This is a genomic window from Frigoribacterium sp. Leaf44, assembly GCF_001421865.1.
Classification (GTDB): domain Bacteria; phylum Actinomycetota; class Actinomycetes; order Actinomycetales; family Microbacteriaceae; genus Frigoribacterium.
Genome location: NZ_LMLG01000006.1, coordinates 9,177 through 31,365, shown reverse-complemented (window position 1 = coordinate 31,365; position 22,189 = coordinate 9,177). Strand labels below are relative to the sequence as shown.

Genomic DNA, 22,189 nt, shown 5'->3' with positions numbered 1-22,189 from the left:
CGTGGTCGAAGTAGACGGCCTCCCAGACGTTGATCGTCATCGGGCGTGGGCGGGTCGGGTGCTGCTCGCGGGAGCGCAGCCACCGGTGGAACCGCCGGGCCTGGTCGTCGAGGCCGTCGCCGTACGAGCCGAAGATCCACGGGCTGCGGTACGACTCGCCCACCTCGAGCCGCAGCTCGCCCGGCAGCAGCAGCTCGCCGCCGCCCAGCACCTGCGCTCCGGTCGACAGGCGTTCGGCGTAGTGCCGGTGGTTGCCGCTGAACCCGACGTGCAGACCCCAGACCTCGCCCGAGCCCGCCCCGAAGCCGAACCCGGGCACGCCGACGCTCAGCACGGTGGCGGCGTCGGGGCCGGTGCGGCCCTTGCGTCCCTCGCGTTCGTGCACGCCGACGACGAGCTCGCGGCGTTGCGGTGTGCGCTCCTTGCCCCAGCGGCCCGCGAAGTCGAGGATCTCGCGGGCTCGCGGCGGCACCGGCAGGGCCAGGTGCAGGTCGGTCAGCGTGTAGACGTCGGCTGCGGTGCTCGCGGCCCCGGCGGCGGTGCTCGTCGTCCGGTCGTCGCCGGTGGCACCCCCGCCCCCGCGCATCCCGCCCCCACGTCGCCCGGCGACGTTCGTCAGCTCGGCCCGGGTGCGGACGAGCCCGCTCGCCGTCAGCTCGATCTCGAGCACGACCGCGAGCCCGGCCACGTCGTCGTGTGCCTCGACCGTGACGACGGCGGCTCCCGCGTCGACCAGCTCGGGACCCGAGGAGGCGCGGGTCGCCTCCGCCTCGCCCGTCACGTCGAGCGTGTCGACCGTGAACCGTGGCGACCAGTCGGCGCCGTCCGAGCGGTGGCCGCCGACCCCGGGCTTGCCCGACCAGCCCGCGTGGTGCTCGGGCAGGATCGCCAGTCGCACCGGCTCGTCCATCAGGTTGTTGACGTACGGCGGCACGGCTGCGACGGCGAGAGACCGCACGTCCTCGAGCGTCGGCCGACCGAGGGCGGCGCCCCAGTGCAGGACCGCCGGCAGGCGACCGTCGGTGACGTCGAGCAGCAGGCTGACGCCGGCGCTGCTCAGGTGGACGAACGCGTCAGGTGCTCGAGACGGCGCGACGACGGTGGGCGACGGGGTGGGGTGCGACACGGATGCTCCAGACGGCGGCAGATACTTTCGTCCGAAAAGTATCTCCGACGACGCGAGGGCGTCACAACCCCGGCGGGGTCGGCTGCAGGGTCAGGAGGCGCGGGGCGAGAACAGCCCGTCGGTGACGTCGGTCGGCTGGTCACGGAACCAGCGCAGCAGGGTGCGGACCTTGTGTGACGACGACGGGGACAGGTTGCTGAAGTCGTCGCGGACGCCGGCACCCGCGAGGGAGGCCGTGCCGGCGCCCGTGCCGGAGCCGGAGTCGAAGACGTCGGCGTAGCCGGGGAGGACCGTGGCCAGGTCGTCCGTGACGGCGCGGTAGCCCATGGTCCAGGCGGGGAACAGTCGGTCCTCGACGCGTTCGTCGACGATGGTGTGCACGGCCGTGTGCCGGGGGTCGCGCGCGATCACGGCGAGGCGCTCGCGGACCGCCTCCTCGGGCCCCTCGAGCACCTGGATGAAGCGGCCCTCGCGGTGCAGCAGCATGCCGGTGATGCCCAGGCGGGCGTTGTTCGACCGGCTGGTCATCAGCAGATTGGCCAGGTCGTCGTCGGTGAAGGGGTACGACGATCGACTGACGTACACGGTGGACAGCACGGGCGGGCCTCCTCGGGCTCAGGGCTGGACCGAGTCTGCACGCCGTCCGGCCCCGCCGCACTCCCCACTTCTGGGCGCTGACACGCGCCCTGCCCGCCCTGCCCCGCCCGCCCTGCCCCGCCCTGCCCGCCCGCCCTGCCCGCCCGCCGAGTGTGCAAATCGCGACAAGACGTCGGCGATCGGCCCCTCGCGGGCGTACGTGAGCGGCGTGTCGAGCTCGGCTGGTCGGGTTCGGTCCGTGGGGAGGGGCGGGGCGGGTCGGGTTCGGTCCCTAGGGAGGGGCGGGACGGGTCGGGTTCGGTCCGTGGGGAGGGGTGGGACGAGTCGGGTTCGGTACGCGGGGAGGAGCGGCACGGACCGGATCAGCCGCGCGCACACGACGTGAGCGACCCGGCTCGATCCGGCACGGACCGGATCAGCTGCCGCGCGGCGCCGACCCCCGGGCCCGGCGCCCCTCGAGCACCCCGCCGAGCAGGATCACGGCCACGCCCACCACGGGCACGAGCAGCAGTCCGTACCGCAGCCCGGCCGAGTCCGCGACGAACCCGACGACGGGCGGTGACGCCAGGAACCCCAGCCGGAGCAGCCAGCTCACCAGCGTCAGGCCCGTGCCGGCCCGGAACCCGGGCAGGTTGTCCGCCGCGTGCATCGCCGCCGGGATCAGGGTCGCGACGCCGAACCCCGCCGCCGCGAAGCCCACGATCGTGCCGATCACCGAGGGGAACGCCAGCGCGACGCCCATGCCCACCGCGACGAACACGCCTCCGGCCCGGGCGACGGCCTTCTGTCCGAAGCGGTCGACCATGCCGTCGCCCAGCAGTCGTCCGACGAACTGGGCCCCCTGCAGCGAGACGAACCCGAGGGCGGCGACCGTCACGCCGGCTCCGAGCGACCCCAGGTAGAGCGCGGCCCACGTGCTGCCCGCGTCCTCGACCACGGCGCCTGACGACGCGATCACGACCAGGGCGAGCAGCACGCCCCACTTCGCGACGAAGCCGGGCGAGACGCGGCGACCGTCACGAGCCGAGGAGGCGCGGGTCGCGTCGTCGACGGAGCCCGCCCCGGTGGTCGAGCCGGCCCGCGCCTCCTGCGCTCCGTCGTCGACGGAGCCCGTCGCGACGGGTGCGGCCGCCGCCCCGGCGCCCGCGGTCACGTCGTCGCCGGGCAGGACCGCCGCGTCGGCGGTCTCGGCCGTGCCCTCGGCCGGTTCGGGCCCGGCGAGCAGCAGCGGGTACGCGACGAGCGCCACCACGGCGAAGATCAGCGCCGAGGCCCCGAGGTGCCAGACGATGGGGATGCCGAGTCCGGCTGCCGCCCCGCCCATGAGACCGCCGAGGACGGCCCCGATGCTCCACACCGCGTGGAACGAGTTGAGGATCGACCGGCGGTAGCGGTACTGCACGCGCAGTCCGTGCGAGTTCTGCGAGACGTCCACGATGGCGTCGAGGGCGCCGGCGAGCAGGAAGCCCGCGGCGAGCAACCCACCGACCGGGGCGATGCCGGCCAGCAGGACGGCGACCCCGGTGACGACCGTGCCGACCACGGCCACCCGGGACGACCGGAGGCGGCGGATCAGCCACCCGGCGCCGAGCCCCGCGACGAGCGCGCCGACCGGCATCGCCGCGACCGCCAGGCCGAAGTCGGCGTTGGACAACTCGAGGCCGTCCTTGATCGCCGGGTAGCGGGGGAGGAGGTTCGCGATGAGTGCGCCGTTGGTGAAGAAGAGCAGGGCGACGCCGAGTCGGGCCCGGCGGTCCTCGCGTGTCGGCACGGTGCGGGCCGGGGCCGCGGGAGAGGTCGTCGATGACGTCATGGTGTACGAACGTACACTAAGGGCGGGCGGCGGTGGAGCGCTCGCGGGGACGCGCCGCGGAGGTGATCAGCGAGGCACCCGCGACCACCACCAGCACGACGATCATCGCGCTGCGCAGGCCCACGTGCTCGCCGACGAAACCGAGCAGCGGCGGCCCGACCAGGAACGCCACGTAGGCCATCGTCGCGACGGCTCCGACCGCCGTCGTCGGGTCGTCGCTGTCGGCTGCGGCCGAGACGGTCACCGGGAAGCCCAGGGCGGCACCCAGGCCCCAGAGCACGACGGCGACGCCCGCGACGACGACCGAGTCCGAGAAGACGACGAGGGCGATGCCGACCGCCGAGACCAGTGCGCTGGCGCGCAGCACGGTGGCGTGCCCGAAGCGGGCGAGCAGCGGTTCGCCGAGGAAGCGGCCGACCGTCATCGCCGCCGCGAACGCCGTGAAGACGACCGTGCCGGCGGTCGCCGAGACCCCGTGCCCGTCGACGAAGAGCAGCGGCAGCCAGTCGTTGGCGGACCCCTCGGCCAGGGCGAGCGCCAGCACGATCAGGCCGAGCAGCACGAGCCGGCGGTCGCGCCAGACGGCGAGCGACCCGGCGAGCCGGGCCCGCACCCCGGAGGCGCGCTCGGCCCGCTCGTCGGAGCGTCCGGTCGTCCGCGGCACGATCGGCACCGCCCAGGCCAGTGCGGCGCCGCCCGCGAGCGCGACTCCGAGCAGGTGCCACTGGACGGGCACGTGCGTCGCGGTGAGCAGGATGCCGAGGCCGGCCCCCGCCACCGTGCCGAGGCTGAAGCAGCCGTGCAGCACGGGCAGCACCGACCGGCCCGAGGCGGTCTCGATGGCCGCGCCCTCGATGTTGACGGCGATCTCGGCCAGGCCGACTCCCGCACCGACCAGGGCGAGGCCGACGAAGACGCCGGGGGTGATCGAGAGCGACGCGGCCAGGCCGACGAGGGCCACGCCGGCGACCAGCGAGCTGCCGCCGATCGCGACCGCGCGGTGGGCCCCGTGGCGTCGCACGATCGGCGCGGAGGACAGGATGCCGCCCATGGACCCGATCGACAGGCCGAAGATGACGAGGCCCATCTCGCCCGTCGAGGCCTGCAGCAGGTCGCGGATGGCCGGGGTCCGCACGACCCACGAGGCGAGCGAGACGCCGACGACCGCCATGAACACGAACACCGCCGCCCGGCGTCGGGCGAGCTCGGGGCTGAACGGCGGTCGGTTCGTCATGCGTCCAGTGTGTACGTTCGTACGCTCGTCGTCTAGGGTGTCGTGCATGACCACCACCGACCACTTCGCCGGCGACCCGCGCACGAACCACGAGCGGATGCTCGCGGGCGACCTCTACATCGCGGACGACCCCGAGATCGCGGCGCGGCAGCAGCGGGCGATCAGCTTGCAGGCGCGCTTCGCCGCGGCCTTCGCCGACGACGTCGACGCCGCGCAGGCCGTCGCGCGCGAGCTGTTCGGCAGCCTGCACGAGACGGCCCACGTCCGGCCGCCGGTGTACGTCGACTACGGCAGCTCCATCACCATCGGGGCCGGCACGTTCGTCAACTACGGCCTGACCGCGCTCGACGTGGCCCCGATCACGATCGGGGCCGACTGTCAGATCGGCCCGAACGTGCAGCTGCTGACGCCGACGCACCCGGTCGAGCCGCAGCCCCGTCGCGAGAAGCTCGAGGCCGCGAAGCCGATCACGATCGGCGACAACGTCTGGCTCGGCGGCGGCGCGATCGTGCTGCCCGGGGTGACGATCGGCGACAACAGCGTGATCGGTGCCGGGGCGGTGGTGACGAAGGACGTCCCGCCGAACGTGGTCGCGGTCGGCAACCCGGCCCGCGTGGTGAGGAGCATCTAGTCATGGGGACCGCCCGCCGCACCGAGCCCGACCGTCGTGACCGCCTGATCGACGTGACGCTCGACGTCGTGGCCGAGGTCGGCGTCGCCGGCGCCTCGCACCGCAGGATCGCGGCGCGTGCCGACGTGCCCCTCGGCTCGATGACGTACCACTTCGACGGCATGGACGAGCTGTTGCACGAAGCGTTCTCGCGCTTCGCCGAGACGATCATCGTGCGCTTCGAGGGGCGGCTCGGCGGCGCGACCACCCGCGACGAGGCCAAGGAGGCGGTGGTCGCCCTGGTCCACGACGACCTGACCGGCCCTGCCGCGGTCCGCGACCAGGTGCTCAGCTACGAGCTCTACACGCTGGCCGCGCGCGAGCCGCGGTTCCGCGAGATCACCCGCGAGTGGATGCGCCGCAGCCGGGTCGAGCTCGAGCGACACTTCGACCCGGACACCGCCCGCCAGGTCGACGCCCTGATCGAGGGGATCTCGATCCACCGCGCCCTCGACCCGTCCCCGCCGAGTCGCGCCCTGACCCGCGAGGCCGTGGAGCGCATCACGCGGGTGTCCTGACCGTCGCGACCCGCGCCTCCTGCGTTCGAGGCCGGGCATGGCCACAAACCGAACTGTGGCGACCCCTGGGATGCGATCCACAGTAGCTAGGCGCTCTAATGGAACCGGTGCAGAAGGTGCACGGCGGTGAGAAGGTACGCACCGGATCGGGACGAGAGTCGAGAACCCAGTGGACGCAGAGAGCGACACGTCGCGCCGCGTACCCGGCCCCGACACCTCGACGGCCACCGACACCGCGTTCGGCGACTTCAACGTCGCCAGCGACTTCGGCGAGATGGGCGACGCGGCCCGCACGCCGGCTGCCGACCTGTTCTTCGGTGACTTCGCACCTCCTCTCGACCCCGACCTGGTCTTCGAGTGCTCGGCGTCCATGAACGGCGAACACGGTGCGGTGGCCCTCTACGAGGACCGCATCATCGTCGAGAGCCCCGACGAGCCCGACGGCGAGGCCGTGTTCTCGGTCGACACGGTGCGGGCCTGGTGGCTCGTCGAGGGCGAGACGTTCTTCGCCCTCGTCGTCGAGGCCGACGTGCTGCACCGCACGCGCCTGCCCTCCGGCTTCAAGGCCGTGCTCAAGGCCGCCTTCACGAAGGCCCTCGGCCCCGCGACGAGCCCGACGGGCGCGTGAGCCCCACGTCCCTCCGCCCCCGCTTCGGGGCTTCCGCCCGGTCAGGACGTTCTTTCAGGGGCTCGGTCGTGGCAAGATCACTGTGATGGAACCCGAACAGACCCTGCCCCCGGTGCGTTCCGAGATGGGCGGCCGCGACATGGACCAGGCGCGCGCGCTGTTCGAGGACACCTACAACGGCGCCGGGTTCCGCACCGACACGCGGCAAGAGACGTTCGCCTACCGCTACACGACGGCAGGCGACGAGGACATGACGCTGCGGTCGGCGATGTTCCTCGGCGACATCCGCGGGGCCATCCAGCCCGAGCGCGAGTACGTCGTCGCCTGGATCACCGCGGGCGAGGGCCGGGTCGACGTCGGGGCCGAAGAGGCCGCGTTCGAGATCGGCCGCCCGCTGATGTTCCCGACGGGCAAGGCCTTCGAGTTCGAGGTCCGCGAGTACCGCCAGAACCTCGTGCACTTCGACGCCGCCTACCTCGAACGCATGGCCGCCGAGCACGAGGGCGCCCTCGCCGGACCGCTGCAGTTCGACCACACGGCCGTGCCCGACCTGGCGAACCTGCGTCGCTGGCAGGCCACGATCACGAACGCGGCCAAGACCATCCTCGGCGGCGAGTCGACCGAGCTGCTGCGCTCCGAGCTGAAGCGTGAGTCGGCGTTCGCCCTGCTCGACACGTTCTCGCACCGGTCGATCGACCTGCCGCCCGCGCTGCTCGTGCCGCGCAACGCCCGCCTCCGCGAGGCCGTCGAGTACCTGCACACGCACTCGCACCTGCCGGTCAACATGACCCAGCTGGCCGAGTCCGTCCACCTCACGCCGCGCGGGCTCCAGCAGGCCTTCAGCCGACAGCTCGGCGTGACGCCCACCGAGTACCTGCGCACCATCCGTCTCGACCACGTGCGGGCCGAGCTGGTCGAGCTCGCCCCGGGCGAGGCCACCGTCGGCGCCGTCGCGCAGCGCTGGGGCTTCACGCACCTGAGCCGCTTCACGGCGTCGTACGTCGAGCGCTTCGGCGAGTACCCCAGCGCGACGCTGCAGCGCTGACCCCGCGCGGTCGGCCGCGCCGTCAGCCGCGCTGGCGCGAGCTGGCCACGCCGCGCCTCCTCGGCTGTCCCGCCACCCGGGCACGCCGCCACGAAGTCGACATCCCGCCACGACATCGCGTGGCGGGATGTTCATTTCGTGGCGTGGTGCGGTGCGGCACGACCAGCCCCCACCCACCACGCCAGGAGGTGGACACCGCACCGCGGGAAAACCTGGCGCTGTGACCACGTCCTGGCGCTGTGCCCATCACCCGGCGGCGTGCGCGCGACGCGGGGCGGCCCCCAGGAGGCGCGGGTCGCCACCCGACGCCGGGCGCGTCAGCCGCGCGGCGCGTCAGCCGCGCAGCACGCCGGCGACCCGGTCCCACCACGCGGCCGACGCCGCGCGGGTCCCGTCGAGACGCTCGGCCCACGTCGAGCGCACCGCGTCGCGCCCGGCCCAGGCCGCCAGCGCCGCCGTGTCGGCCTCGCCCGCGAGCAGCTGCGCGGCCGAGACGACGCTCGTCTGCCCGAAGTTGCCGAGCGCCCCGGTCAGCTTGATCGTCGTGTAGTCGTCGACCGCGAGCCCGACCGTCGGCACCCCGCCCGCGACGGCGAACACGGCCGGGTGGTAGCGGCTGGTCAGGTGCAGCGCCGCACCCCGGGCGAAGCGGGCCGCGGCGGGGGAGTCGGTGGTGGGTTCGACCCGCGCGGGCACGGTCAGCTGGTCGAGCACGGCCCGGTGCAGCAGCGAGTCGCCGCGCTCATCCGTCGGGTCGAGCGAGGCCCAGTGCGCGAGGAAGACGACCTCGAGCCCCGCCTCGCCGGCCACCCGGTCGAGCAGTCGGGCGACGGCGGTGGCGAACGCCGCGCGGTCGGCGTCGCCCACGTGCGCGGACAGGCTGACGGCGAGGTACGGCGCGGCCGCGCCCGCCGCGCCCGCCGCACCTGCGGCACCCGCCGCACCCCCGGCAGGAGGCGCGGCGTCGAACCCGAGGAAGCTCGCGTCGTCCACCGTGCCGACGGTCGTGGCGGCGTCGACGCCGAGCGACCGCACCAGCTCGAGCGACGCGCCCTCGCGCAGCCCGACGAGCGCGGCGGCGTCGAGCAGCTCGGTGACGAGCTCGCGGTCCTCGCCCTCGAGCACCGGGCCGATGGTCTGCCCGCTGACGACGAGCGGCTTGCCGAAGCGTCGGGCGACGAGCCCGAGGGTGTTCCGCTCGTAGACGTGCATCGGCCAGAGCGAGGCCATGTTGCCGCCGCCGGCGACGAGCACGCCGTCGGCCTCGCGGACGGCCTCGATCACCTGCCAGGCCGGGTCGTCCTGGGGGAGGTGACCCGCGCCTCCGTCGATCGCCGACAGCACGCGGGCGCGACGTTCGCGCTGGCCGAGCCGGCCGCCGGTCGTCGCGGGGTGGAAGCCGATCGCGGGCACGGCGTCGACGCCGTACCGCTCGGCGGTCTCGGCCGGGTTCGACGAGACGCCGGTGATCGTGGCGCCTCGGGCGCGCAGCTGCACGGTCGCCTCGTGGAACATCGCCTCGTCGCCGATGTGGACCATGCCGTCGAGCACGCCGACGTCTCCGATGGTGACGATTCGCACGGGTGGGGCCTCTCGCTGCGGGACTCGGCAGCGGGATCGATGCCGCCCACGACGGTACCGGACCCCCGCGGCCCCGAGCACCCCGGCCGGCCCCGCACCGGCCCCGCACCGGCCGGTCACCGGGCGGCGATAGGCTCCACCAGGCCCGGGGCTCCCGGGCCGCCCCGGTGCGCCGCGCGCCGCACCGCCACCCGCTGCACCCGAGAGGCACCGCCATGGGCATCCAGACCTCGCTCGACGCGATCCACGAGGCCGACCGCCTGGTCGACTCGATGCGCCTCGCCGACGACCTCGCGCTCGACGCCGCCCGCACGGGCGGGGCCCGGACCATCCGGGTGCTGCGTGGCGCCCTCGGCAGCCCCGACCAGCTCGTCGCCATCGCGGCGACGAACGCCCTCGCGCAGGTCTTCGACGAGCAGGCCGACGTCGTGCTGAGCGACCTGCTCTCGAGCGACCGCACCTTCCTCCGCGAGCACGCCGCCTCGGCGCTCAGCCAGCGGCTGCCCCGCTACGACACGGTCGGTCGGCTGATCGGGCTCGTCGTGGCCGGAGGCTTCACCGGCATGGTCGCCCAGCGCACGCTCGAGCAGTGGTCGTCGGCCGCCCCCGCCGTCGTCGGGGTCGCCCTCGAGGGCGCCCTGATCGGCGTGCACGAGCCCGACGCCCGGTACCGCCTGGTCGAGACGCTGGGCCTCGTGCGCGCCCGCATCGCCTCGCGTCCGCTGCTGACGATCGCCCGCGACCGCGGCGAGGACGAGCACGTCCGGGTCGCCGCCGTCTCGGCCCTCGGCCAGCGTCGTGGCGACCAGGCCGTCGCGACCGTCGTGCACGAACTCGCCCGGCACGACGGCTACCTCGGTGACGTCGCCCGCCTCTCCGCGATCGACCTCTCGGCCCCCGACGAGGTGCCCGACGGCGACCGGGTGCACGACCGCGGGGTCGAGGACGGGCCCGACGGCGACCACCCGGCCGGGCGCGACGGCCTCACGATCGCGCAGCTCTTCCTGCACGCAGACATCGACGCCGGCCTCACCCACGCCGGCAGCGGCGACAACGGAGGCATCGCGACGCTGCTCGTCCGGCTCGGCGACGCGCTCGCCGCGGGCGGCGTGCTCCCCGCAGGAGGCGCGTCGCACGTCCTCGACGACCCCCGGGTCGCCCGGGTGGTCACCCTCTCGCGCGGGTCGGCGGACGCGGCGGTCGCGAGCGTCCACGACCTGGCGACCCGCGCCTCCGGACACGTCTACGGGCGCGTGCCTCTGCTCAGCGACCCCGTCTCGTCGGCGACCGCGTGGCCGCTGCGCGTCGCGGCCCGGCGCGGCATCCGGCGGGTGCTGCGCGCCGCGGGCGGCGTCGACCTGCTGCACCTGCGGATGGCCGACGTGGGCAGCCTCGCGGCGGCCGACGTCGCCCGCGAGCTCGACATCCCCGTCGTGTTCACGGTCGCGCCCGACCCACACGCCGTCATCCAGTCGCTCGACCTCTCGGGCGCGCTGACCCGTGAGACCTTCGGCGACGTCGACGAGGTCGAGCACTTCTGGTTCCGCACCCGGCTCGTGCAGCAGCTCGCCTCGAACGCGTCGCACACCGTGCTGTTCCCCCGGCCCGAGCTCGAACGCGACATGCGCGAGCTGGTCGGCATCGACGTCACCTCGCACCCCGAGCGCCACACGATCGTTCCCGAGGGCATCGACCTCGACGTGGTCGACCGTTCGGTCGCCGAGGCCGCCGAGCACGCCGCGGGCCTGCCCGCGACCCCGCCGCTCGCCGAGCTGTGCGCGCTGCTCGAGACCCTGCCGCCCGAACGCCGCGGCCTGCCGCTGCTGGTCAGCGTCGGACGACTGCACCGGGTCAAGGGCATGGCGACGATCGTCGAGGCGTGGGCCGACGGACCCCTGCGCGACCGCGCGAACCTGCTGCTGATCGGCGGCGACCTCGAGCACCCGAGCGCCGACGAACGCGAACAGCTCGACCTGATCGACGCGATCGTCCCGGCCGACCGGCACCGCGCCTCCGGACTGCTGCTGCCCGGCCACCGGCCGAACGACACGGTCGCCCGGTGGGTCGCGGCGGCCCGCTTCGGCCTGCCGGGGCTCGCGGCGCCGCGCGGCGTCTACGTCTGCGGCAGCCTGAAAGAGGAGTTCGGCATCGCCCTGCTCGAGGCGATGGGCTCGGGGCTGCTCGTCGTCGCGCCGCAGGGCGGCGGCCCCTCGACCTACGTGCGCCAGGGCGACACCGGCTGGCTCACCCGCACCTGGGACGTCGACGCCCTGCGCCAGGCGATGGGCGAGGCGCTCACCGCGGCCTCGCTCGAGACGACGGAGGCGCGCGCGGCCCGGTCACGCGACACCGTCGAGCGGTCCTTCACGATCCAGGCCATGGCGCGGTCGCTGTCCGGCGTCTACGACACGGTTCACCACGACGAACTCGAACAGCGCGAGTGGAGCGTGAGCGCACGATGACCCTGCTCGTCATCAGCCCGGACTACGCGTCGCACCTGCTGCCGCTCGCGACCCTGGCCACCGAGTGGCGCGACCGGGGCGAGCGCGTCGTCGTCGCGACCGGCCCGGCCACCGCCGCCATCGTCGAGTCGTTCGGCTTCGAGCGCGTGCACCTGCAGCTCGGGCGCGGCTCGAACCCCGGGGTGATCCGCGCCGAGGAGCAGGTGGCCGAAGAGGACGCCTCGTTGCGCGGGTTCTTCGACGCCACCCGGCTCGGGATGGTCGAGACGCTCTCGTACCAGGCGCGCGAACGCCTCACCGACCTCATGTGGCAGCCGGTCGCGACGGCCCGGGCCGTGCTCGACGTGGTCGCCGCCGTCCGGCCCGACCAGATCGTCGTGGACCACCTCGCGTTCAGCGCCCGGCTCGCCCTCGTGGCCGGCGGCGTGCCGTTCGCCGACGTCGTGCTGGGGCACCCGACCGCGCTGCCCGTGGGCGACGAGGTCTACGGGTGCCCGCCCGAGTGGCCCGCGGCGTTCGGCGGTGCCGATGCCGGTGCCGACCCGGCGCTGGCCGGAGGCCGCACCACCGATGTGGTGTCGAACCATCCACATGCGTGGTTCGACAGCACATCGGTGGTGCGACCCGGGGCCGAGCCAGAGGGCATCGCGGGGCTGCGTGAGCTGTGCGAGCGGGTGGACGCCTCGTTCACCGCCGAGTGGAACGCCGCCCTGGCCGAGCTCGCTCCGCACCTGCCGCCGTCGACGAGCGCCTTCGGCGAGCACGGCGACCTGCTGCTCTACAACTACCCCGGCGAATTGGCCGACCCCGAGCGTGAGCACCTGCTGCCGCCGCACGTCTGGCTCGGCTCGGCCGTCCGTGCCGAGCCGGTCGACGCCGAGGTCGCCGCCTGGCTGGCCGCCGGCGCCGCGCCGGACCCCACGCCAGACCACGACCCCGCGCCCGCCCCGTTCGTCTACGTCAGCTTCGGCAGCTTCCTGTCGGTGCGGTCGGACGTGCTCGGGCGCGTGGCCGAGGCCTTGCGTCGCGTCGGGGTGCGGGCCGCGATCGCGCTCGGCTCGGGCGACCGGTCCGACCTCGGCGAAGTGCCGGCCGAATGGCTGGTGCGGGAGTTCCTGCCGCAGGTGACCCTGCTCGACGCGGCGACCGCGGCCGTCACGCACGGCGGCAACAACAGCGTGACCGAGGCGATGACCGCGGGCGTGCCCGTCGTCGTCCTGCCGTTCTCGACCGACCAGTTCGCCGGGGCCGCCGCCCTCGAGCGCACGGGGGTGGGCGTGGCGCTCGCCCCGAACACGGCGACCGTCGACGAACTGGCGGAGGCGCTGCGGCACGTGCTCGACCTGCCGACGCGCGACCCCGGTGCGGCCGGGCGCCTGGCCGGGCTGGCGGCGTCCCTGCGCGAGACGCCCGGACGGGCACGAGCCCACGCGGCGCTGACCGGGCGCGGCTGACCGACCGGGCCCGCGCCTCCTCGGCTCGTGGCGTCTCGAGGTGCCACGACGTGCCGCTCGCCTTCGCAGGTGAGCGGCACGTCGTGCCGTGTCGACCGTCCAGCAGGAGGCGCGGACGGCAGGAGGCGCCGGTCGGCAGGAGGCGCGGGTCGGCCTACATGGTCCGGGTGTGGAGGATGCCGCCGTCGACGTCGAGCAGGGCCCCGTGCACGAAGGCCGCCTCGTCCGACGCCAGGTAGCGCACCGCGTGGGCGATGTCGACGGGACGCACGGGTCGACCGGCCGGGGTGGCCGCGGTCAGGGCGTCGAGGACGGCGGCCGACTCGGCGTTGCCCGGCGTCGACGTCGCGCCGGGCGCGACGCTGTTGACGCGGACGCCGCGGGGGCCGAACTCGGCCGCCCAGGTGCGGGTCATCTGCTCGACGGCGGCCTTCGACGCGGTGTACATGGCGCCGAACGGCACCCCCACCCGGGTCATCCACGAGCCGATGTTGACGATCGAGCCCGCTCCGCGGTCGGCCATCGCCGGGGCGAGGGCACCGACGAGCACGTGCGGCGCCCGGACGTTCGTCGCCAGGATGGCGTCGAGGTCGGCGTCGGCGAGGGCGTCGGTCGGCATCGTCGGGTAGACGCCGGCGTTGTTGACCAGGATGTCGACGCGGCCGCCGAGCACCTCGGTGGCCCGGGCGGCGAAGGCGCGGAGGTCGGCGTACGGGCCGGCGAGGTCGGCGGACACGGCGTGGGCCGAGCCGCCCCGGGTGGTGATCGCGTCGACCACCCGTCGGGCTCGGGCGTCGTCGCGGCCGCTGACGACGACGGTGGCGCCGGAGGCGGCCAGCACGCGGGCGATCGCCTCGCCGATGCCGCTGGTCGAGCCGGTCACGAGGGCGGTGCGACCGGCCAGGCGGTCGTCGGTGGGCAGGGAGTCGAGGGCATCTTCATTGGACTGCATGGTCCATTGCTAGCACGGACTGGACCGTCGAGTCCAGTGTTCGTGGACCGAATGGTCCAATCGACGTAGGATCCCACCGTGGACGAGACGAAGATCACCGAGCGCGGGCGGCTCACCCGCCAGAGGATCATCGACGAGACCGGTCGGCAGATCCTCGCCGCGGGCATCGGCGGGACGACGCTCGACACGGTGCGGGCCGCGACGCTGACCAGCAAGAGCCAGCTGTTCCACTACTTCCCCGGCGGCAAGACCGAGCTGATCCACGAGGTCGCCCGGTGGGAGGGGCGTCAGCTGCTCGAGGCGCAGGAGCCCGAGATCCACGACCTCGGCACCTGGGAGTCGTGGGAGCGCTGGCGCGCCGCCCTGGTCGAGTACTACATCAGCCTCGGCCGCTGGGCCTGCCCGATCGGCACGCTCGCCGCCCAGGTCGCCGCCACGGACGCCGAGGTCGAGCGCAGCGTCAAGGCGAGCTGGGACGCCTGGCGCGAGCAGTTGGCCGCGGGCATCCGGCGGCTGCAGGCCTCGGGGTCGGTCGACGCCTCGGCCGATCCGGCGCGCGTCGCCACCGCGATCATCGCGGCGATCCAGGGTGGACTGCTGCTCAGCCAGTCGGAGCGCGCGGGCTGGCCGCTCGAGGCCGCACTCGACCACGCGCTCGGCCCGTTGCACACCGTCCGCAGCGACTGACGCGGGTCGTCCGCCGGACGTGCCCCGCGCCTCCTGCGCTGTCGCCCTTCGGCTCTGTCGCCCTTCCGCTCTAGGCGCCGAAGACGACCGCGCGCATCGCGTCCTCGCCGACCGCCGCGTCGCGGTACCGCTGCATCAGCGCGGCGTTGGCGTCGTACTGCGGCCCTTCACGCACCTCGGCCTGGTGGTGCAGGGCGAAGACCATGCCCTCATGCCGTCGCGGGGCTTCGCCGAGCAGAGTGGTGTGGGCGAGGTACCAGGCGGCGTCCTCGAAGCCCCAGCCCCGGAAGCGTTCGTCCTGCCCGCCGTGACTGCGCCACGAGGAGGCGCGGGTCACGTAGACCCCCGAGCAGGCCCCGCGCACGAGCTCGAAGTCGCACCGCTCGAGGGGCGTGCCCGCGGCCGCCTGCGCGGTGCCGTCGCGTCCCAGCCAGTGGTACTCGGTGTAGGGCAGGTGCACCCGGCCGCTCGTGCGGGCCGCCTCGATCGCCGCGAGCAGGGGCTCGCGTTGCGGCAGGGTGTCGGCGTCGCCGATCACGGCGACCTCGTCGTCGGCCAGGCCGGCCACGCCGAGGTTGCGGCACTGGGCCAGGTTGAACACCGGATCGGGCGAGTCGATCGTGCGGATCTCAGCCTCGGGCAGCGCGTCGGCGTACCAGTCGCGCACGACCTCGAACGCCGCCACGCGACTGGGTTGCGGACGCCAGGGGAGCACGACGGTGACCATCCCGCGAGCCTAGCGGCGTGCGCCGGGCCGCCCCGCGCCTCCCGCCGCGCTGCGCCTCCCGCCCCGCCCCGACGCACGATGCACCCGGTTCCGAACGATGAACCCGGAAGCAACCGGGTGCATCGTTCGGAACCGGGTTCATCGCCGTCCGAGCCCGAGCCCGAGCCGAGCCCGAGCCGAGCCCGACCCGAGCAGGCCTCAGGAGGCGCGGGTCGCGTCCGCCGCACCCGGCAGCGTCAGCTCGAGTGCGTGGCCGCGCACGTGTGACAGGGCTCGCTCGACCGCGCCCGTGGTCACGACCGCGTCGCCCAGCGTCGAGGCGACGACCTCGGGCGCGGCCCGGTGCGTGAACCGGCTGAGCCACGGCGTCGTCCGCTCGAGCAGCAGGCCGATCGAGGGTGCCACGGCCCCGGCGACGACGATGCGGTCGACGTCGAGCATGCCGCTGAGCACGGCGCAGACGCGTCCGAACCGTTCGGCGGCCTTCTCGACCAGGCGCAGGGCCGTCGCGTCGCCGGCGTCGGCCGCGGCCAGCACGGCGGGGGCCTCGAGCTCGTCGAGCGGGATCGCCCGCAGCGGTGACGAGGCCGGCACGGTGCCGAGGTCGCGCGCGGCCCGGGCCCAGTCGCGCAGCAGGGCTCCGAGGCCGTCGGCCGATCCGACGCCGTCGACCAGGTCGAGGAGGCGCATTTCGCCCGCGGCACCGCGGTTGCCCCGCACGAGGGCTCCGTCGAGCACGAACCCGGCGCCGAAGCGCTCGCCGGCCAGCAGGGTTACGAACGACGCGGTGGCGGCACCGGCACCCCCACCGACCTCGCGGTCGGCCCGGGACGCGGCCGCGGCCTCGGCGACGGCGGCGAGGTTCGCGTCGTTCTCGACGACGACGGCCCAGCCGCGCGGGGCGAACAGGCCGACGTAGTCCGGGTTCATCAGCTCCCAGAAGTCGGCGCCGGCCTCGACCGGTGACCGGCCCTCGGCGTCGGTGGGGGCGGGGACGCCGACGGTCACGGCGAGCACGTCGTCGTCGGCGAGCGAGGCCGAGGCGAGGGCGTCGTCGACCAGGGCCGACACGATGCCTCGGCGGTCGTCGGCCGAGCCGCAGGGGTCGATGCGGCGGACGGCCCGCGCGAGCACGTCGCCTCGCAGGTCGGCGACCACGGCGGTGAGCTGGTGCTGACCGGCGTCGACCCCGACGACGTGCCCGGCCGACCGTGCCAGGGCGTAGCGCCGCGCGGGGCGGCCCTTGCGGTACTCGCCGGTCGAGCGGGCGTCGGCGAGCGACACCATCCAGCCGTGGTCGATGAGGTCGTCGCAGACCCCGAGCACGGTGGACCGGGTCAGCCCGGTCAGGGCGATCAGGTCGCTCGCCGTGACGGCGTCGACGGACCACGCGTGCCGCAGCACCTCGGCCGCGTTCATGCGGCGGAGCAGGCTCGGCGACGACACCCCGGTGCTCAGCGCCACCCGCGCCTCCTCGTGCTGTGGCCGGTGCCTCGCGACACGGCGGATCTTTTCGACGACGACCCATGGTGTCACGCCGCGAATTGATCTAGGGTCTAAATCTACACACCAGATCAACTCGGTCCCGACGCTGTCGTCGGGGTCGCGACCCGGGAGACGACGACGTGCCCACACCCCCACTGCCCTCCGGTGCCGGCCTCAGCCGGCGCACCCTCCTCGGCGGGATCGGTGCCGCCGGGGCGGCGCTCCTCCTCGCCGGCTGCGCCCCGTCCGGCTCCGGCCGCGGGCGCACCGAGATCACCTTCTACGCGACCAAGCCCGAGGCGATCCCGTACTTCTCCGACCTGGTCTCGCGGTTCAACGAGTCGCAGTCGGCGATCCGGGTGATCCACGACTCGACCTCGGGCATCTCGGCCGGCTTCGTCCGGGGCAACCCGCCCGACGTCGCGGCCTTCACGTACAACCTCGAGATGGCCCGCTTCATGGAGCGCGGGGCGTTGAGCGACCTGGGCGACCTGCCCGAGGCGGGCACGATCCGCCCCGAGGTGCAGGAGCTGGTCGACCAGTACGCGACCTACCCCGGCCGGACGAGCGTGCTGCCGTACTCGATCACCGCCGCGTCGGTGATCTACAACCAGCAGGTCTTCGCCGACCTGGGCGTCGAGGTGCCGACCACGTGGGACGAGTTCCTCGCGGCGTGCGACACCTTCACGGCGGCCGGCGTCACGCCGATCTACAGCACCTTCCGCGAACCGTGGACCGTAGCGCAGGGCCTGTTCGACTACACGACCGGCGGGTCGCTCGACGTCGCGGCCTTCTACGAGAAGATGAACGCCGAGGGCACGAGGGTCGGCCAGGGCGGCTCGGTCTCGTTCGAGAAGGACTTCCGCGAGCCCGTCGAGCGCATGGTGCAGCTCGGCCGGCTGTCGAACGCCAACCGCAACAGCCGCGGCTACGGGGACGGCAACCTCGCCATGGCCCAGGGCGAGGCGGCGATGCTCATGCAGGGGCCGTGGGCACTCGGTGAGATCACGAAGGCCAACCCCGAGGCGAAGGTCGGCACGTTCCCCCTGCCGATGACCGACGACCCCGCCGACCGCAAGGTGCGGGTCAACCTCGACCTGGCCCTGTGGGTGCCCGAGCAGTCGCGCAAGCAGGACGCCGCCCGCGAGTTCCTGACCTACCTGATGCAGCCCGAGATCCAGGACGCCTACAACCGCGACTTCCTGGCGTTCGGCACCACGAGGTCGGCCCCCGCCGTGACCGACGAGCGCATCGCCGGCATGCAGAGCTACTACGACGACGCGCGGTTCTACCAGGGGGCCTCCAAGGCGATCCCGCTGACGATCCCCGCCGAGAACTACGTGCAGGGCATCGTCACGGGCGCCAGCGTCGAGGGCACCCTGCGCACCATGGACGCCGACTGGCGCCGTCTGGCGCTCCGCGCATGAGCGCGATCGACGGAACGGCACGCACCACGGGCCCGGCCGTCCGGGCCACCCCGACCACCGCCCGAGTCGAAGGAGACCCGATGGCCACCACCACCCCCACGGCCGCGCGAGGCGCCCGCACCTCGTTGAGCGGCAGCACGGCCGGCAACCCCCGGCGTCGCGGCAAGCGCGTCGACCCGGTCTTCTACGTCTTCCTCGTGCCGACGCTCGTCCTGTTCTCGCTGGCGATCACCCTGCCGGCCGTGATGGGCGTGTTCTACAGCTTCACGAACTCGATCGGCTTCGGCGAGTTCGACATGGTCGGCGTCACCAACTACCTCGCGATGGCGACCGACCCGGCGATCCTCGGCTCGTACGGCTTCACGATGGGCTTCGCACTCGTCACGGTGATCGCCGTCAACGTCGTCGCGCTGCTGCTGGCGATCGGCCTCACCTCGCAGATCAAGGCCAAGACCGCGCTGCGGGCCGTGTTCGTGATCCCGATGGTCATCTCGGGCATCATCATCGCCTTCGTCTTCCAGTTCCTCTTCTCGAACTCGTTGCCGGCCCTCGGCGCCTCGCTCGGCATCCCCGGGCTGCAGGACAGCATCCTCGCGAACGCCGACACCGCCTGGATCGGCATCGTCGTCGTGACCGCGTGGCAGGCGATCCCGAGCACGCTGCTGATCTACATCGCGGGCCTGCTGGCCATCCCCGGCGAGGTGTACGAGGCGAGCAGCCTCGACGGCGCCTCGGGCTGGAAGCAGCTGCGGTCGATCACGCTGCCGCTCGTCGCGGGCTACGTCCTGATCAACACGATCATCGGCTTCAAGAACTTCCTGAACTCGTACGACATCATCGTCGGCCTGACGAACGGCGGCCCCGGCACGTCGACCCGCAGCATCGCGATGACGATCTTCACGGGCTTCACCGGCGGCGACTACGCCTACCAGATGGCCAACGCGACCATCTTCTTCGTGATCGCCGTCGCGATCGCGCTCGTCCAACTCCGGATCACCCGCGGAAAGGCGGCCGTCTGATGGCGAACACCGCACTCGTCACCCCGGCCGCTTCGCCGGCCCCCACCCCGGGAGGCGCGGGTCGCGACGCCGACGCCGTCTCCCGTCGTCGACGCGGTCGCGTCGGTCGGGAACGCCCGAACCGGCTCGTCACCGCGTTGCTCGTGCTCGGCTCGATCACCGTGCTGATCCCGATCTACGTCACGATCACGATGTCGCTCAAGACGTCGGCCCAGGCCGTCGACGGCAACGCGTTCAGCCTGCCGGCGCCGATCGACTTCTCGAACTTCGCGGCCGCCTGGCAGCTGACCGACTTCCCACGGGCGTTCGGCATCTCGACCCTCGTCACGGCGGTCACCGTCGTCGGCACGGTCGTGCTGGCGTCGATGGCGTCGTACGCCATCTCGCGCAACTGGGACCGCAAGCTGTTCCGCTTCTCGTTCTTCTACCTGCTGGCCGCGATGTTCCTGCCGTTCCCGGTCGTCGCGCTGTCGCAGATCAAGCTGACCGGCATCGTCGGCCTCGACAACCCCGCCGGCGTCGCCCTGCTGCACGTCATGTTCCAGCTGTCGTTCTCGATCCTGCTGTTCACGGCGTTCCTGCGGTCGTTGCCCGAAGAGCTCGAGGAGAGCGCGCGGCTCGACGGCGCCACCACGTGGCAGGTGTTCTGGCGCCTGGTCTTCCCGCTGCTCGCCCCGATGAGCGCCACGGTCGGCATCTTCGCCTTCCTGGCCTCGTGGAACGACTTCGCGATGCCGTCGCTGATCACCGCCGACCCCTCCCTGCAGACCCTGCCCGTGCTGCAGCAGATCTTCCAGACGCAGTTCAGCAACGACTACAACGTCGCCTTCGCCTCGTACCTCATGGCGATGGCCCCCGCGATCGTCGTCTACCTCTTCACCCAGCGCTGGGTGATGGCGGGCGTGACGCAGGGCGCGATCAAGTAGGCGTCCGTCGGGGGCGCGACCCGCGCCTCCTGACCCCCCAGGCAACCCACCACCACCGAGAGGACCTCGCTCCACGATGACCGACACGCTCCGCACCGCACCCTCGACCGAGCTGCTGACCGACGACCCGACCTGGTGGCGCCAGGCGGCGGTCTACCAGATCTACCCCCGCAGCTTCGCCGACTCGAACGGCGACGGCATCGGCGACCTGCCCGGCATCACGGCGGCGGTGCCCTACCTGCAGCGGTTGGGCGTCGACGCGGTCTGGCTCAGCCCGTTCTATCCGTCGGCCCTCGCCGACGGTGGGTACGACGTCGACGACTACCGCGACGTCGACCCCAAGATCGGCACGCTGGCGCAGTTCGACGAGATGATCGACGCGCTGCACACGGCCGGCATCCGCGTGATCGCCGACCTCGTGCCGAACCACTCGTCCGACCGGCACGTCTGGTTCCGGGAGGCGCTGGCCGCCCCCGCGGGATCGCCCGCCCGGGCGCGCTACATCTTCCGCGACGGCCTCGGCGAGACCGGCGAGCTGCCGCCCTCGGACTGGACGTCGATCTTCGGCGGCCCGGCCTGGACCCGCGTCGCCGACGGCCAGTGGTACCTGCACTCGTTCGCGAGCGAGCAGCCCGACTGGGACTGGGACAACCCGGAGGTGCGCGAGGACTTCCTGACCACGCTGCGCTTCTGGTCGGACCGCGGCGTCGACGGCTTCCGTGTCGACGTGGCGCACGGGCTGGCGAAGAGCCTGCCCGAGGTGCTGCCGTCCACGGCCGAGCTCGAGGCGCTGCCGAAGGCCGACGGCGACCACCCGCTGTGGGACCGCGACGAGGTGCACGAGATCTACGCCACGTGGCGCGAGGTGTTCGACGAGTACGACCCGCCGCGCATCGCCGTGGCCGAGGCCTGGGTCGAGCCGTCGCGTCGTGCCCGCTACGCCAGCGCCGAGGGGCTGGGCCAGGCGTTCAACTTCGACCTGCTCGAGGCCGACTTCGACGCCACGCAGTTCCACGACATCATCACCTACAACCTCGACGCGGCCGAGGCCTCGGGGTCGTCGACGACGTGGGTGTTCTCGAACCACGACGTCGTCCGCCACGCCACCCGTTACGGCCTGCCCGCCCTGAACGGTCGCGACGTCAAGCAGGGCGCCGAGTGGCTGCTGTCGGGCGGCACCTCGCCCGAGGTCGACGTCGAGACCGGCCTGCGTCGGGCTCGTGCGGCGTCGCTGTTCATGCTCGGCCTGCCCGGGTCGGCCTACGTCTACCAGGGTGAGGAGCTCGGGCTGCCCGAGGTCGCCGACATCCCCGCCGACGAGCGCCAGGACCCGTCGTTCTTCCGCAACCCCGGCGTCGACATCGGTCGGGACGGCTGCCGCGTGCCGCTGCCCTGGACCCGGTCGGGGCCGTCGTTCGGCTTCGGCGCGGGCGAGGCGCACCTGCCGCAGCCCACGTGGTTCGGTGAGTACTCGGTCGAGGCCGAGGAAGCCGACGCGACGTCGACGCTCGCGCTCTACCGGGCGGCCCTCGCCGCCCGGCGCGACCTGCAGACCGACGAGACGCTCGAGTGGCTGCCGGTCGAGGGCCGCGACGACGTGCTGCACCTCGTCCGGCCTGGGGGGTGGCACGTGGTGTGCGTGTTCGGCACCGAGCCCGTCGACCTGGCCGCGCTCGGGTTGGGCTCGGGCGAGGTGCTGGTCGCGAGCGGGCCGCTGACCGATGCCGGGCAGCTGCCGGGCGAGACGGCGGCCTGGTTGCGGGGCTGACGGCGGTCTGGCTGCGCGGCTGACGCCGGCCTGGTTGCGGGGCTGACGCCGGCCGTCCCCGGGCGGTGAC

General features: G+C 73.6%; 19 protein-coding genes. 11 read left to right on the top strand and 8 right to left on the bottom strand.

The window, feature by feature from the left end; translation table 11 throughout:
- From ASE87_RS16675 to ASE87_RS08520, 4 genes are all read right to left on the bottom strand, one after another.
- The coding region (locus ASE87_RS16675; protein ID WP_235472255.1) for a glycoside hydrolase family 36 N-terminal domain-containing protein at positions 1 to 1,126 on the bottom strand (1,126 nt) is incomplete at its 3' end.
- Positions 1,127 to 1,216: 90 nt separating this feature from the next.
- Positions 1,217 to 1,723 carry a BLUF domain-containing protein gene (locus ASE87_RS08530; RefSeq protein ID WP_052505427.1) on the bottom strand — a complete coding sequence of 169 codons (507 nt, stop codon included), beginning with the start codon at positions 1,721 to 1,723 and terminating at the stop codon, positions 1,217 to 1,219.
- 415 nt (positions 1,724 to 2,138) lie between these two features.
- Positions 2,139 to 3,536: an MFS transporter gene (locus tag ASE87_RS08525; RefSeq protein ID WP_056227711.1), complete on the bottom strand. Its 1,398-nt coding sequence runs from the start codon at positions 3,534 to 3,536 to the stop codon at positions 2,139 to 2,141.
- Positions 3,537 to 3,552: 16 nt separating this feature from the next.
- A complete protein-coding gene (locus ASE87_RS08520; protein WP_056227708.1) occupies positions 3,553 to 4,770 on the bottom strand; it encodes an MFS transporter in 1,218 nt (405 codons plus the stop codon).
- Positions 4,771 to 4,816: 46 nt separating this feature from the next.
- Between ASE87_RS08520 and ASE87_RS08515 the strand changes: the two genes are divergently transcribed.
- The 4 genes from ASE87_RS08515 (at position 4,817) to ASE87_RS08500 (ending at position 7,631) form a co-directional block, all read left to right on the top strand.
- Positions 4,817 to 5,401 (top strand): sugar O-acetyltransferase, encoded by a 585-nt coding sequence (locus ASE87_RS08515; protein WP_056227705.1) that lies wholly within the window; start codon positions 4,817 to 4,819, stop codon positions 5,399 to 5,401.
- Positions 5,402 to 5,403: 2 nt separating this feature from the next.
- The gene (locus ASE87_RS08510; RefSeq protein WP_056227704.1) at positions 5,404 to 5,958 is read left to right on the top strand and encodes a TetR/AcrR family transcriptional regulator; all 555 of its coding nucleotides are present in this window, start codon (positions 5,404 to 5,406) and stop codon (positions 5,956 to 5,958) included.
- Positions 5,959 to 6,127: 169 nt separating this feature from the next.
- Positions 6,128 to 6,586, top strand: a complete 459-nt coding sequence (locus ASE87_RS08505) for a hypothetical protein (RefSeq protein WP_056227701.1) — start codon at positions 6,128 to 6,130, stop codon at positions 6,584 to 6,586.
- Positions 6,587 to 6,671: 85 nt separating this feature from the next.
- The gene (locus ASE87_RS08500; RefSeq protein WP_056227697.1) at positions 6,672 to 7,631 is read left to right on the top strand and encodes a helix-turn-helix domain-containing protein; all 960 of its coding nucleotides are present in this window, start codon (positions 6,672 to 6,674) and stop codon (positions 7,629 to 7,631) included.
- Positions 7,632 to 7,964: 333 nt separating this feature from the next.
- On the opposite strand, the gene ASE87_RS08495 is transcribed toward ASE87_RS08500, so the two are convergent.
- Positions 7,965 to 9,212 (bottom strand): polysaccharide pyruvyl transferase family protein, encoded by a 1,248-nt coding sequence (locus ASE87_RS08495; protein ID WP_056227694.1) that lies wholly within the window; start codon positions 9,210 to 9,212, stop codon positions 7,965 to 7,967.
- 215 nt (positions 9,213 to 9,427) lie between these two features.
- On the opposite strand from ASE87_RS08495, the gene ASE87_RS08490 reads away from it, so the two are divergent.
- Both ASE87_RS08490 and ASE87_RS08485 read left to right on the top strand, forming a co-directional pair.
- Positions 9,428 to 11,674 carry a glycosyltransferase gene (locus ASE87_RS08490; protein WP_056227691.1) on the top strand — a complete coding sequence of 749 codons (2,247 nt, stop codon included), beginning with the start codon at positions 9,428 to 9,430 and terminating at the stop codon, positions 11,672 to 11,674.
- Entirely contained in the window at positions 11,671 to 13,128 is a 1,458-nt protein-coding gene (locus ASE87_RS08485) for a glycosyltransferase (RefSeq protein WP_056229393.1), read from the top strand. The genes ASE87_RS08490 and ASE87_RS08485 overlap by 4 nt, the downstream gene beginning before the upstream one ends.
- A 154-nt stretch (positions 13,129 to 13,282) precedes the next feature.
- Here ASE87_RS08485 and ASE87_RS08480 read toward each other — a convergent pair whose 3' ends face one another.
- Positions 13,283 to 14,080 carry an SDR family NAD(P)-dependent oxidoreductase gene (locus tag ASE87_RS08480; RefSeq protein ID WP_056227688.1) on the bottom strand — a complete coding sequence of 266 codons (798 nt, stop codon included), beginning with the start codon at positions 14,078 to 14,080 and terminating at the stop codon, positions 13,283 to 13,285.
- Positions 14,081 to 14,158: 78 nt separating this feature from the next.
- Here ASE87_RS08480 and ASE87_RS08475 point away from each other — a divergent pair, with 78 nt between their 5' ends.
- Complete coding sequence (locus ASE87_RS08475) at positions 14,159 to 14,767, top strand: TetR/AcrR family transcriptional regulator (RefSeq protein WP_056227685.1); 609 nt, start codon at positions 14,159 to 14,161, stop codon at positions 14,765 to 14,767.
- Positions 14,768 to 14,837: 70 nt separating this feature from the next.
- Here the strand turns inward: ASE87_RS08475 and ASE87_RS08470 are convergent, their stop codons facing one another.
- A complete protein-coding gene (locus tag ASE87_RS08470; protein ID WP_157489780.1) occupies positions 14,838 to 15,494 on the bottom strand; it encodes a hypothetical protein in 657 nt (218 codons plus the stop codon).
- A gap of 198 nt (positions 15,495 to 15,692) precedes the next feature.
- Positions 15,693 to 16,958 (bottom strand): ROK family protein, encoded by a 1,266-nt coding sequence (locus tag ASE87_RS08465; protein WP_056227679.1) that lies wholly within the window; start codon positions 16,956 to 16,958, stop codon positions 15,693 to 15,695.
- Between the two features lie 161 nt (positions 16,959 to 17,119).
- On the opposite strand from ASE87_RS08465, the gene ASE87_RS08460 reads away from it, so the two are divergent.
- From ASE87_RS08460 to ASE87_RS08445, 4 genes are all read left to right on the top strand, one after another.
- Positions 17,120 to 18,406, top strand: a complete 1,287-nt coding sequence (locus tag ASE87_RS08460) for an ABC transporter substrate-binding protein (protein ID WP_197073578.1) — start codon at positions 17,120 to 17,122, stop codon at positions 18,404 to 18,406.
- An 80-nt stretch (positions 18,407 to 18,486) separates the two neighbouring features.
- Positions 18,487 to 19,425 carry a carbohydrate ABC transporter permease gene (locus ASE87_RS08455; protein WP_056229390.1) on the top strand — a complete coding sequence of 313 codons (939 nt, stop codon included), beginning with the start codon at positions 18,487 to 18,489 and terminating at the stop codon, positions 19,423 to 19,425.
- Positions 19,425 to 20,351 carry a carbohydrate ABC transporter permease gene (locus tag ASE87_RS08450; protein ID WP_056227676.1) on the top strand — a complete coding sequence of 309 codons (927 nt, stop codon included), beginning with the start codon at positions 19,425 to 19,427 and terminating at the stop codon, positions 20,349 to 20,351. The genes ASE87_RS08455 and ASE87_RS08450 overlap by 1 nt, the downstream gene beginning before the upstream one ends.
- Before the next feature lie 76 nt (positions 20,352 to 20,427).
- Positions 20,428 to 22,119: a glycoside hydrolase family 13 protein gene (locus ASE87_RS08445; RefSeq protein ID WP_056227673.1), complete on the top strand. Its 1,692-nt coding sequence runs from the start codon at positions 20,428 to 20,430 to the stop codon at positions 22,117 to 22,119.
- Positions 22,120 to 22,189: the final 70 nt, after the last annotated feature.